This window comes from Bacillus sp. FSL W8-1202 (assembly GCF_038006165.1).
Classification (GTDB): domain Bacteria; phylum Bacillota; class Bacilli; order Bacillales; family Bacillaceae; genus Bacillus; species Bacillus subtilis.
This window is the reverse complement of record NZ_JBBOUR010000001.1, coordinates 864,558-876,987: the sequence shown is the minus strand read 5'-3', so window position 1 is coordinate 876,987 and position 12,430 is coordinate 864,558. Positions and strand designations below refer to the sequence as shown.

The following is a 12,430-nucleotide window of genomic DNA, read 5'->3' as shown; positions in this document are numbered from 1 at the left end:
TGATATTGACCTAGTACAAAAAGAATGTACAATCAAGATATAGTCTGTTCTTAGTTGATTGGAGGGACATGTCATGAAAATTGCGAAGGTGATCAACAATAATGTGATCAGCGTGGTCAATGAACAAGGGTAAGAATTGGTCGTCATGGGCAGGGGGCTCGCGTTTCAGAAAAAGTCCGGCGATGATGTCGATGAAGCCCGCATTGAGAAAGTGTTCACGCTCGATAACAAGGATGTATCAGAAAAGTTCAAAACCCTTTTGTATGATATACCGATCGAGTGTATGGAAGTATCCGAAGAGATTATCAGCTACGCAAAATTACAGCTCGGCAAAAAGCTCAACGACAGCATCTATGTGTCGCTGACCGACCATATTAACTTTGCCATCCAGCGCAACCAGAAAGGGCTTGATATCAAAAACGCCTTGCTGTGGGAAACAAAACGGCTGTATAAAGACGAATTTACGATCGGTAAAGAAGCGTTGGTCATGGTGAAAAACAAGACAGGTGTGTCTCTTCCAGAGGATGAAGCGGGCTTTATTGCTCTGCATATTGTAAATGCCGAGCTGAATGAAGAGATGCCCAATATTATCAACATTACAAAAGTCATGCAAGAGATTTTGAGTATTGTAAAATACCATTTTAAGATTGAATTCAACGAAGAATCGCTTCACTATTATCGGTTCGTCACCCACTTAAAGTTTTTCGCGCAGCGTCTTTTTAACGGCACTCACATGGAAAGCCAGGACGATTTTTTGCTGGATACAGTGAAAGAAAAGTATCATCGCGCGTATGAATGCACGAAGAAAATCCAAACCTACATTGAGCGGGAGTATGAGCACAAGCTCACAAGTGACGAGCTGCTGTATTTAACCATTCATATAGAAAGGGTAGTTAAACAAGTATAATGAGAGCGCTGACATTTTTATTTTCGTATGTTAATTTTTTCTTACATTCACATATGATAATGTTAGGATTGTTACTGATAAAGCAGGCAAAACCTAAATTACAATGAGTGCGGATCATCTCTGTCTGTGCTGATGGTAATTTAGGTTTTTATTTTTTTCAGAGGGAAGATGATGATAGTTACAGGATTCAAGTCAGTAAGATTCGGTATTATCATTATTTTGACCGATGTTCCCTTTTAAAAGAATCATGTAAGATCAACATAGAAAACGCTTTCGATGAAAGGGGAATGCCAATATGCCTTATCTGAAACGAGTGTTGCTGCTTCTTGTCACTGGGTTGTTTATGAGTTTGTTTGCAGTCACTTCTACTGCCTCGGCTCAAACAGGTGGATCGTTTTTTGACCCGTTTAACGGCTATAACTCCGGTTTTTGGCAAAAAGCAGATGGTTATTCGAATGGAAATATGTTCAACTGCACGTGGCGGGCTAATAACGTATCAATGACGTCATTGGGTGAAATGCGTTTAGCGCTAACAAGCCCATCTTATAACAAGTTTGACTGCGGGGAAAACCGTTCTGTTCAAACATATGGCTATGGACTTTATGAAGTCAGAATGAAACCAGCTAAAAACACAGGGATCGTTTCATCGTTCTTCACTTACACAGGTCCAACAGATGGAACTCCTTGGGATGAGATTGATATCGAATTTTTAGGAAAAGATACAACAAAGGTTCAATTTAACTATTATACAAATGGTGCAGGAAACCATGAGAAGATTGTGGATCTCGGGTTTGATGCAGCCAATGCCTATCATACGTATGCATTCGATTGGCAGCCAAACTCTATTAAATGGTATGTCGATGGGCAATTAAAACATACTGCAACAAACCAAATTCCGACAACACCTGGAAAGATCATGATGAACTTGTGGAATGGCACGGGTGTCGATGAATGGCTTGGCTCCTACAATGGTGTAAATCCGCTATACGCTCATTATGATTGGGTGCGCTATACAAAAAAATAATGCCAAAGGTGAAAGAGCCTGCTGCAAATATAGCAGGCTCTTATGATTGTAATGAGAAGTTGTTGGCGTGAATCTTCTATTCACTCATAATATCCTATTTAATCTTCTCCCCTCTGTAAATCACGTACTCACTCAATGCTACGATCAAGCTCATACATTTAGAAAGAAATAATCCCAATCAAAAGTGCGGCAATCGTCATCACAATCGTTGTTCCCACGGCCCATTTAATAGTGAATTTTTGATGGTCGCCAAAGCTGACGCCTGCCATTCCAACCAATAGATAGGTGGAAGGCACAAGCGGGCTGAGCAGATGCACAGGCTGCCCCAGCAAGGAGGCCCTTCCGATTTCAGCGGCGTCTATTCCGTAAGCGGAAGCGGCTTCGGCGATGATGGGAAGGACACCGAAGTAAAAGGCGTCATTCGACATGAAAAAGGTGAATGGCATGCTGACGATCGCAGTGATCAACGGCAGGTGCGGGCCCATGGCATCAGGGATGAGTGAAACGAGAGAATGCGCCATGGCATCGACCATTTTTGTGCCGGAGAGAATGCCTGTGAATATGCCCGCAGCAAACACCATTGAGACAACGTTTAACGCATTACCCGCATGCGCCGAGATTCGTTTCTGCTGCTCTTTGACATTTGGATAGTTAACCATCAAGGCAACGGCGAACGCAGTCATAAAAAGAACAGGGAGCGGCAGCAGGCTGGTGATCAGTGCGGCCATCAGAGCGACAGTCAGCAGCAGGTTAAACCATTGAAGAGCGGGACGCTTGAGCGGTGCGGCCTCCGGATCGGAAGACGGTGCGTGATCAATCGAAATGACGCCGAGCCGCTTCCGCTCTTTCTTTCCGAGGATATAAGCAACGGCGATCACCCAGAGAATGCCGGCGATCATAGCGGGAATCAGCGGCGTGAAGACCTCTGACGTGTCCAATTTTAAGGAGGCCAAAACCCTCGCAGTCGGGCCGCCCCACGGGATAATATTCATAACCCCCGAACCGAGCATCGCTATTCCCGCTAACACCAAACGGTTCATGCCGAGCCGTTTGTAGAGAGGCAGCATCGCTGCAATGGTAATCATATAGGTTGTTGTCCCATCTCCGTCCAGCGAAATGGTCATGGTCAGAACCGCTGTGCCTACGGCGATTTTTAACGGATCTCCTTTGACAAACGATAAGATTTTGGCAATGAGAGGATCAAACAGGCCCGAGTCAATCATAATGCCGAAATACAGGATGGCGAATAACAGCATGATACCGGTAGGGGCGAGGTCTGTAACGCCCTGAATCATCATCTCGCCGAGATCTTTGCCAAATCCGCTGATCAGGGCGAACACAATAGGAACGACAATCAAAGCAATAAGAGCGGAAAGCCGGTTAGACATAATAAGGTACATAAAGACAATCATCATCACAAAACCGAGTATGGCAAGCATGATATGACCTCCCCTATTCAACAGCTTTTTTGGTAAGCGCTTCCATCCTTTCTTTCTGTGAAGAAGGCTTATTTCAAATGTGTATGACCGCATATCTATATGTAGACCAAAAATCCTAATGAGCGGATTAGCAGTTTATATGAAGAACGCCACGGGTAAATGTGCTGTAGAATGTTTCGTTTTAAAAAGGGGGAGCAGACATGTGTGAAGACCAAAACAAACGTGTAAATGAACACTCAAAGGACGAGCAGCTTGAGCAGTACAGGGCCGATAACAGCGGGAAGAAAATGACGACAAACCAAGGCTTGCGGGTGTCAGAGGATGAGCATTCGTTAAAAGCCGGGGTTCGCGGCCCGACGCTGATGGAGGATTTTCACTTCCGGGAGAAAATGACGCACTTTGACCATGAGAGGATTCCGGAGCGTGTTGTGCATGCGCGCGGATTTGGCGTGCATGGCTTTTTTCAGGTTTACGAACCAATGACGGAATATACTCGGGCCAAATTTCTTCAGGACCCTTCAGTGAAGACACCGGTATTTGTCCGTTTTTCTACGGTCGCGGGTTCTAAAGGCTCCGCAGACACGGTGCGGGATGCCAGAGGCTTTGCGACTAAATTTTATACTGAAAAAGGAAACTATGACCTTGTGGGAAATAACATCCCGGTGTTTTTCATTCAGGATGCAATCAAATTTCCGGATTTGGTTCATGCGTTTAAGCCTGAACCTCACAATGAAATGCCTCAGGCCGCGACTGCTCACGATACGTTTTGGGATTTTGTCGCCAATAACCCTGAGTCGGCTCACATGGTGATGTGGACGATGTCAGATAGAGGCATCCCGCGCAGCTACAGAATGATGGAGGGCTTCGGCGTTCACACGTTCCGTTTTGTCAATGAACAAGGAAAGGCACGTTTCGTGAAATTTCACTGGAAGCCGGTGCTCGGCGTGCATTCTCTCGTATGGGATGAAGCGCAGAAAATTGCCGGGAAAGATCCGGATTTCCATCGCCGTGACCTGTGGGAAACAATTGAAAACGGCGGCAAGGTTGAATACGAGCTCGGCGTGCAGATGATTGATGAGGAAGATGAATTCAAGTTTGATTTTGATATTCTTGATCCGACTAAGCTGTGGCCGGAAGAGCTTGTGCCGGTGAAGATCATTGGGAAAATGACGCTGAACCGCAACCAGGATAATGTGTTTGCGGAAACAGAACAAGTCGCATTCCACCCGGGAAATGTCGTGCCGGGCATCGATTTTACCAATGACCCGCTATTGCAGGGGCGGCTTTTCTCTTATACAGACACACAGCTCATCCGTCTTGGCGGTCCGAACTTCCATGAGATTCCGATTAACCGGCCGGTATGTCCATTCCATAACAATCAATATGACGGCTATCACCGGATGACGATCAATAAGGGACCTGTCGCTTATCATAAAAACTCACTGCAAAACAATGATCCGTCGCCTGCGACAGCTGAAGAAGGCGGCTACGTCCACTATCAGGAAAAAGTCGAGGGCAAAAAAATCCGCCAGCGAAGCGACAGCTTCAACGATTATTACTCACAGGCGAAGCTTTTCTGGAACAGCATGTCTCCTGTCGAGAAACAGCATATCATTTCTGCTTTCTGCTTCGAGGTCGGGAAGGTCAAAAGCAAAGACGTACAGCGGCAGGTCGTTGATGTCTTCAGCAATGTCGATGCAGATTTAGCAGAAGAAATCGCCAAAGGAGTAGGCGTGGCGGCGCCCGCGAAGCGTAAAGCATCTAAAGAAATTCTTACTTCGCCTGCGTTAAGCCAAGCCCGTACAGTGAAAGCCGCGTCAACAAGAAAAGTCGCTGTACTGGCCGGAAACGGATTTCATGAAAAAGAGCTGCAAACAGTGCTGGAAGCCTTAAAGCAAGAAGGAATCACAGTGGATATCATCAGTCAAAATCTGGGGTATATGACAAGCGGCAGCGGACAGCAGCTTGAGGCCAGCGGCACGTTCCTGACGGTTGATTCTGTTCTGTATGATGCCGTCTATGCCGCAGGAGGGCTGGAGTTAAAAGACAACAAACAAGCGATGGCGTTTATCAGAGAAGCTTACAATCACTACAAGGCGATCGGTGCAGCAAATGAAGGAATTGACCTTCTTCAATCCTCTGTCGGGACAACAGAGGGGCCAGGCATCGTAACGGCTAAAGATGAACCTGACTACACCGCTTTCAGCAAGGCATTTATCAATGCGGTTGCTGCTCATCGCCATTGGGATAGACGAATTTGACCTGCTCCTGTATCTTTAAGGAAGATACTTTTCATAAGGAGCATGACAAATGAACGAAAAACAGCTCGCTGAAGCTTACGAACGCGATGAAAATATGATGATTTTGGTGTTTGCCCAATGGTGCGTGAACCATGATCTTGATCCGATGGAGCTGTACGCCAAAGCGTATCCGCAGCAAAAGCTGAATGAAAGCTTGAAAAAAACCATGGACGATCTGGTCGTGCCAAAACACGAAGCAGAGCACATTCCGGACCAGACTGTCATTGCGGTATTAGAGATGTTCGGAAATACAGATTTGGCACAGGCCGTTCATGAAGCGATTTCTGGGCGCAAACAGTAAAAAAGAGACATCCTGTGTCTCTTTTTTTATTGGAAAAATCATGCTGTTAGACTTAGAAACTTCTTTCGATTTAATTTATTGCTTAAATAAGGGAATGATAAACAACGACATCAAAGGAGGATATTATATGAAATGGAATAAAATGCTGAAAGCTGCGGGGATTGCAGTCTTGTTTTTTTCCGTATTAGCATATGCGGCCCCATCTTTAAAAGCAGTTCAAGCGAAAACACCGACTGTCAGCACCCATACGTACAAAAAGATCAAGGAGTTAACGTATCCACAAGTGCATCACATCGGGAATGCCGCGTTTGAAAAGAAAATCAATCAAGAGCTGAAAGCCTACATTGAACAATCGTATCAGGAATATCTGAAAAACAAAAAAGCAGGCGAACAGCAGGGCTTTAAAACGGAATATCGAACATCCTTCAGCGTCAAATACAATGCGGCAGGCAAGCTCAGCATTCAAACACTCAATTATATCTATTCAGGCGGCGCCCACGGTTTAACGTCTGTCCAGTCCTTCAACTATGACTTGAAAGCACAAAAGCGGGTGACGCTGGATCAGATTCTGAGCACCAAAACAAAAGTCAGCAAAACGAGAGATTACCTATATAGCTATATCAAAAAACACGATGAGCTGTTTTTCCCTGATGTAAAGAAAGAGGATATAACCCTAAACAAAGACACAATGTTTTACTTTACGGCAAACGGAATCGCTATCGTCTTTGGCCAGTATGACTTGGGGCCTTATGCAGCGGGAATCCGGGATGTGCAGGTGCCAGCCTCTATTTATCAATAATCAAAGAGCCATATCCGAAAAGGATATGGCTCAATGTTTCTACCACACAAACAGGCCGACAATCGCAGCACTTAATAAAGATACTGCAATTCCGCTTACGATCAGTTTCCACACGTTTCTCCCGATGACCGTTGATTTTTCTCCGTCAAGGATCGAATTGTACGTGCCGTAAATCATGCCGACCGTACTGAAGTTTGCAAAGGACGTCAGGAATGTCGTCGCCACCGCAACGGTGTGAGGCGGAAGGGATTTGAGATTGTTTTTCAAGTCAAGCATAGCAACAAACTCGTTCGTTGCTAATTTCATGCCCATCAGCTGAGCAACATACATCGCATCGTGCACTGGCAATCCAAGCAGGAATGCGAATGGACTGAACAGATAAGCAAAAATCGTCTGGATGGTCAGGCCGTGTACGAAAACGCCAAGAATGCCATTAACTGCTGACGTTAATGCGACATATCCGATCACCATTGCTAAAATAACGATAACCATGTTCATGCCGACAAGCATACTGTTAGAAATCGTAGAGAAAAAGTCTTTCTTCTCTTCTTTAGGCGGTGTATAGATGATATCTTCATCCTCCGGCACGTGAACAGGATTCAGCAGGTTTGCGATAATCAGCGCGTTTAAGCAGTTCAAAGGAATGGCTGTAAACAAGTATGTCGCAGGCACCATTGACAGATAAGATCCGATAATGGAGCCGCTGATGCTGCTCATGCTCATTAAGCCGAATGTGAGCAGGCGGTTGTTGCTTAAAACCGTTAGCTGCTGGCGGATAACCGCAAGTGCTTCGGTATTTCCCAGAAACATCATTTGAATAGAGAAAAAGCTTTCTAATTTCGGCAAGCGGGAAGCCTTTGAAATCACCCATCCGATTTTATCAATCAGCCAAGGCAAAATACCGAAATACGTTAAAATATCAAAGAATGTGACGATAAAGATAATTGGAAGAAGCGCACTAAAGAAAAAGTCTACTGTTTCATTCGCCATCACTGACGGAAAGGCAAACGCGATACCGTCACTGGCGCAAGCAATCAGCCAAGTGAAGAAATCACCGATTTTACCGATAGCCCAGCTTCCGACTTTTGTTCCCAGCATAAACCAAGTAATCAGCAATTCCAGAACAATTAACGTCATGATTGGGCGCCACTTGATTTTCTTTTTCTGCGGAGAACATAGGAATACAACTGCCATAATCACAATGAGACCGACAAGGTTTAGTAAAAAGTACATGATAGCAACTCCTATGAGGGTTATTATGGAAACAAAAAAAGCTCTTATTTTTCACAAATTCTGGAAGTGCAGAAAGTGTGAAAAATAAGAGCAAACAGAAAAGAACTTGTCCTTTTCAACTCGTTCAAATTTATTCAAACTTTCTTGTAGTCTAGTTTTTTACGGTTACTAGGTAGAAACAATCAGACCATATTACTGATCATATACAAGAATGTCTTTTTCTAAGATGATAGCAGTATTATATCCTTTCACTTTTTGAAAATCAACCTTTTTAACTATTTTCACAATAATAAAATTTATATTCTAAAATGAGAAAATAAAGGAAAAACATGCTGGATTGCTATGCTGATATGATGTTGGCGGGATACCAGCATGTCAGTACTGATTTTTCTTCACTATAAGGTTCCAGCTCCTGGATATTTGTTGTATGATGGAAACGGGGAAACCCATACAGCAGAAAGGGAGTTTTTTTCATGATTATCCAATTCATTCGTTATAGATAATGACAGGTGTAGACAAACTGCCAGACCTGGCCAATTTTTGAGATAGGCCTAGGTTTATTTGTCTATGCCTTTTTCATTTATCTAAAAATGAATGAATGAGGTGTTTTTATCATGAAGCGAACAGTTGATTTCAGCATGTTTCGATGCCCGCTCTGCGTTTCTTCTATGGATGCGGCATCAGGGAAAAGCTTGATTTGTACAGAACGAGGACATACATTTGATCTATCTCGGCACGGCTACGTGAACTTTCTGACGAAGCCGGTCAAAACCAGTTACGGTGCTGAGCTTTTTGAAGCGAGGAGCAGGCTGATTGGAGAATGTGGTTTTTTTGACCCGCTCCATGATGCGATTGCAGAACTCATCAGTCATCCCAAATCTGGTCATGAGGCATTCACCATCCTGGACAGCGGTTGCGGTGTGGGTTCTCATTTGAATGCGCTTTGCGGGTTTGATTATGCAGGGAAAGCAGCGATAGGATCCGGCATAGATCTTTCGAAGGATGGGATCTTAAAAGCTTCTAAGGCATTCAAAGATCAGATGTGGGCGGTTGCCGATGTGGCGCGTGCTCCTTTTCATGATCGCCAATTTGATGTTGTTCTGTCTATTTTTTCGCCGTCCAATTATGCAGAGTTTCATAGACTGCTGAAGAATGATGGCATGCTCGTAAAAGTAGTGCCGCGAAGCGACTATTTAATAGAATTAAGGCAATTTTTATATAATGATTCACCAAGGCGCACGTATTCCAATGCGGCAGCTGTTGAGCGTTTTACAGCAAATGCAGCACACAGCCGTCCTGTCAGGCTGCGCTATGTTAAAACGCTTGACCAGCAGGCGATCCACTGGCTTCTCAAGATGACGCCGCTTGCCTGGTCGGCGCCGAAAGATCGAGTCAGCCTGCTGAAAGAGATGAAATCAGCCGATATTACGGTTGATGTTGATATCCTAATAGGAATGAAATGAATGGCAGAGGAAAGCTCCGAAAAAAGGAGCTTTCCTTTTTTAATCGGAATAGTTGGCCCACGCTTCTCGTACATATGGAAAGGGGACGGAAACAGCCGATGCGGACAGGTTTATGTAAACGCTTTCTAGTTCGCGGAAACGGGGGATGTGTGTGTGGAACTGATCATCATTCTATTGGCGTTAGGTTTGCTGATGTTTACGGCGTATCGGGGATTTTCTGTCATATTGTTTGCGCCGATTTGCGCGTTATTCGCGGTGCTGCTGACAGATCCAAGCCATGTGCTTCCTTTTTTTTCATCAATTTTTATGGAGAAGATGGCGGGTTTTATTAAGCTGTATTTCCCAGTGTTTTTGCTCGGTGCCATTTTCGGAAAGGTCGTTGAAATGGCCGGGCTTGCGGCATCAATCGCGAAAACAATTGTCCGGCTTGTCGGGGCAAAAAGAGCGATACTTGCCATTGTGCTGATGGGTGCTGTCTTGACGTACAGCGGTGTCAGCCTGTTTGTTGTCGTATTTGCCGTATATCCTTTTGCGAAAAACATGTTCCAAGAAGCAAACATACCGAAACGCCTCATCCCGGGAACGATTGCTTTAGGGGCTTTTACGTTTACGATGGACGCACTTCCGGGAACGCCGCAAATCCAAAATGTCATTCCGACGTCGTTTTTCAAAACAGACATTTATGCCGCCCCTTGGCTGGGCTTGATGGGCGCAGTGATTGTGCTGGCAGCTGGGATGCTCTATTTGGAATCAAGGCGGAAAAAAGCGCAGGCATCTGGCGAAGGATATGGCGGTTTTGATTCGCAGAATGCTCCTGAATCGATTGAGTCCGCGGCTGAACCGGACAAAAGCCCGATTCGGCACGCGCTTGCCTTTGTCCCGCTTATTCTCGTCGGTGCAGTGAATAAATATTTCACCATTTACCTGCCAAAGTGGTATCCGAATGGATTTGATTTTTCTTCCATAGGATTAAAGGAGTTCGGCAGGCTTGATATTTCTTCAGCGGCTGCTATTTGGTCGGTGGAGATTGCTTTAGTGATTGGCATCATCACAACGATTTTATTTGATTGGAGAAGTGTGTTTGCCCAAATGAAGGAAGGGCTGAATGAAGGGATCGGCGGCGCCTTGCTGGCATCTATGAATACGGGTGCCGAGTACGGGTTCGGCGGCATTATCGCCGCGCTGCCGGGGTTTCATAAGCTGAGCAGCGGAATTTCACATACTTTTACCGATCCGCTTGTAAATGGCGCCGTTACAACAACTGCGCTGGCGGGAATCACCGGCTCGGCTTCAGGAGGAATGGGCATTGCGTTAAGCGCGATGTCAGAACAATACTTACAGGCGATTCAGGCTTACAATATTCCGCCAGAGGTGATGCATCGGGTCATTTCAATGGCATCAGGCGGGATGGACACACTGCCGCATAATGGCGCCGTTATCACGCTTCTGGCCGTGACGGGTTTGACCCACCGGCAATCCTATCGCGATATTTTTGCGATCACGCTCATTAAAACGGCTGCCGTATTTGCTGTGATCGCGATTTACAGCCTGACTGGTCTAGTGTAGAAGAAAACGAAAGGTGCATCAATATGGGAAAAGTGCTGTCATCAAGCAAGGAAGCTGCGAAACTGATTCATGATGGGGATACGCTGATCGCGGGAGGGTTTGGGCTGTGCGGCATCCCTGAACAGCTCATTTTGTCTATAAGAGATCAGGGAGTAAAGGATTTAACCGTTGTCAGCAATAACTGCGGAGTCGATGACTGGGGGCCTGGTTTGCTTCTGGCTAACAAGCAAATCAAGAAAATGATTGCTTCCTATGTCGGTGAAAATAAAATTTTTGAGCGGCAGTTTTTAAGCGGAGAGCTTGAGGTCGAGCTTGTTCCCCAAGGAACGCTCGCTGAGAGAATTCGTGCAGGCGGTGCAGGCATACCGGGATTTTATACGGCGACAGGCGTCGGCACCTCCATAGCCGAGGGAAAGGAACATAAAACATTCGGCGGCCGGACTTATGTGCTGGAGCGAGGCATTACCGGCGATGTGGCGATCGTCAAAGCGTGGAAAGCGGACACCATGGGCAATTTGGTTTTTAGGAAAACGGCGAGAAATTTCAATCCCATTGCCGCCATGGCAGGCAAGATCACGATTGCCGAGGCGGAAGAAATCGTGGAAGCAGGAGAGCTCGATCCAGATCACATCCATACGCCGGGAATATACGTACAGCATGTCGTGCTTGGCGCGAGCCAAGAAAAACGGATTGAAAAACGAACAGTTCAGCAAGCATCGGGAAAGGGTGAGGCCAAGTGAAGGAAGCGAGAAAACGAATGGTCAAACGGGCTGTACAAGAAATCAAGGACGGCATGAATGTGAATCTCGGGATTGGAATGCCGACGCTTGTCGCAAATGAGATACCCGATGGCGTTCACGTCATGCTTCAGTCGGAAAACGGCTTGCTCGGAATTGGCCCCTATCCTCTGGAAGGAATGGAAGACGCGGATTTGATCAATGCGGGAAAGGAAACGATCACTGAAGTGACCGGCGCCTCTTATTTTGACAGCGCTGAGTCATTTGCGATGATAAGAGGCGGGCATATCGATTTGGCTATTCTCGGCGGAATGGAGGTTTCGGAGCAGGGTGATTTGGCCAATTGGATGATCCCGGGCAAAATGGTAAAAGGGATGGGCGGCGCTATGGATCTCGTCAACGGGGCGAAACGGATCGTTGTCATCATGGAGCACGTCAATAAGCATGGTGAATCAAAGGTGAAAAAAACATGCTCCCTTCCGCTGACAGGCCAGAAAGTCGTACACAGGCTGATTACGGATTTGGCTGTATTTGATTTTGTGAACGGCCGCATGACACTGACGGAGCTTCAGGATGGTGTCACAATTGAAGAGGTTTATGAAAAAACAGAAGCTGATTTCGCTGTAAGCCAGTCTGTACTCAATTCTTAATGGGAAGGTGT

The 12,430-nt window shown here is 45.7% G+C and carries 10 protein-coding genes, 1 pseudogene and 1 riboswitch; of the genes and pseudogenes, 9 read left to right on the top strand and 2 right to left on the bottom strand.

Going from position 1 to position 12,430, the window contains the following annotated elements; all coding sequences use genetic code 11:
• Nucleotides 1-73: 73 nt before the first annotated feature.
• A pseudogene (gene licT / locus NSQ09_RS04465) lies at nt 74-907 on the top strand (transcriptional antiterminator LicT).
• A 295-nt stretch (nt 908-1,202) separates the two neighbouring features.
• Complete coding sequence (gene bglS / locus NSQ09_RS04460; protein ID WP_015483903.1) at nt 1,203-1,931, top strand: beta-glucanase; 729 nt, start codon at nt 1,203-1,205, stop codon at nt 1,929-1,931.
• 158 nt (nt 1,932-2,089) lie between these two features.
• Here bglS and citH read toward each other — a convergent pair whose 3' ends face one another.
• Nucleotides 2,090-3,370, bottom strand: a complete 1,281-nt coding sequence (gene citH / locus NSQ09_RS04455) for a citrate transporter CitH (RefSeq protein ID WP_003227205.1) — start codon at nt 3,368-3,370, stop codon at nt 2,090-2,092.
• Nucleotides 3,371-3,570: 200 nt separating this feature from the next.
• On the opposite strand from citH, the gene NSQ09_RS04450 reads away from it, so the two are divergent.
• The 3 genes from NSQ09_RS04450 to NSQ09_RS04440 all read left to right on the top strand — a co-directional run bounded on the left by NSQ09_RS04450 (nt 3,571) and on the right by NSQ09_RS04440 (nt 6,770).
• A complete protein-coding gene (locus NSQ09_RS04450; protein WP_341030599.1) occupies nt 3,571-5,631 on the top strand; it encodes a catalase in 2,061 nt (686 codons plus the stop codon).
• Nucleotides 5,632-5,680: 49 nt separating this feature from the next.
• A complete protein-coding gene (locus tag NSQ09_RS04445) occupies nt 5,681-5,971 on the top strand; it encodes a hypothetical protein (protein ID WP_014478421.1) in 291 nt (96 codons plus the stop codon).
• 127 nt (nt 5,972-6,098) lie between these two features.
• Nucleotides 6,099-6,770 carry a DUF3298 and DUF4163 domain-containing protein gene (locus NSQ09_RS04440; RefSeq protein WP_017697295.1) on the top strand — a complete coding sequence of 224 codons (672 nt, stop codon included), beginning with the start codon at nt 6,099-6,101 and terminating at the stop codon, nt 6,768-6,770.
• A gap of 39 nt (nt 6,771-6,809) precedes the next feature.
• Here the strand turns inward: NSQ09_RS04440 and NSQ09_RS04435 are convergent, their stop codons facing one another.
• Nucleotides 6,810-8,003, bottom strand: coding sequence for a NupC/NupG family nucleoside CNT transporter (locus NSQ09_RS04435; protein ID WP_014481340.1), 1,194 nt, complete (start codon nt 8,001-8,003; stop codon nt 6,810-6,812).
• Nucleotides 8,004-8,130: 127 nt separating this feature from the next.
• Nucleotides 8,131-8,232, bottom strand: a riboswitch (purine riboswitch).
• 385 nt (nt 8,233-8,617) lie between these two features.
• On the opposite strand from NSQ09_RS04435, the gene NSQ09_RS04430 reads away from it, so the two are divergent.
• The 4 genes from NSQ09_RS04430 (at nt 8,618) to NSQ09_RS04415 (ending at nt 12,419) form a co-directional block, all read left to right on the top strand.
• Nucleotides 8,618-9,466 (top strand): putative RNA methyltransferase, encoded by an 849-nt coding sequence (locus tag NSQ09_RS04430; RefSeq protein WP_341030598.1) that lies wholly within the window; start codon nt 8,618-8,620, stop codon nt 9,464-9,466.
• 153 nt (nt 9,467-9,619) lie between these two features.
• Nucleotides 9,620-11,032, top strand: a complete 1,413-nt coding sequence (locus NSQ09_RS04425) for a GntP family permease (protein ID WP_144453780.1) — start codon at nt 9,620-9,622, stop codon at nt 11,030-11,032.
• 23 nt (nt 11,033-11,055) lie between these two features.
• Nucleotides 11,056-11,772: a CoA transferase subunit A gene (locus tag NSQ09_RS04420; protein WP_017697223.1), complete on the top strand. Its 717-nt coding sequence runs from the start codon at nt 11,056-11,058 to the stop codon at nt 11,770-11,772.
• Nucleotides 11,769-12,419 (top strand): CoA transferase subunit B, encoded by a 651-nt coding sequence (locus NSQ09_RS04415; protein ID WP_017697224.1) that lies wholly within the window; start codon nt 11,769-11,771, stop codon nt 12,417-12,419. The genes NSQ09_RS04420 and NSQ09_RS04415 overlap by 4 nt, the downstream gene beginning before the upstream one ends.
• Nucleotides 12,420-12,430 lie beyond the last annotated feature (11 nt).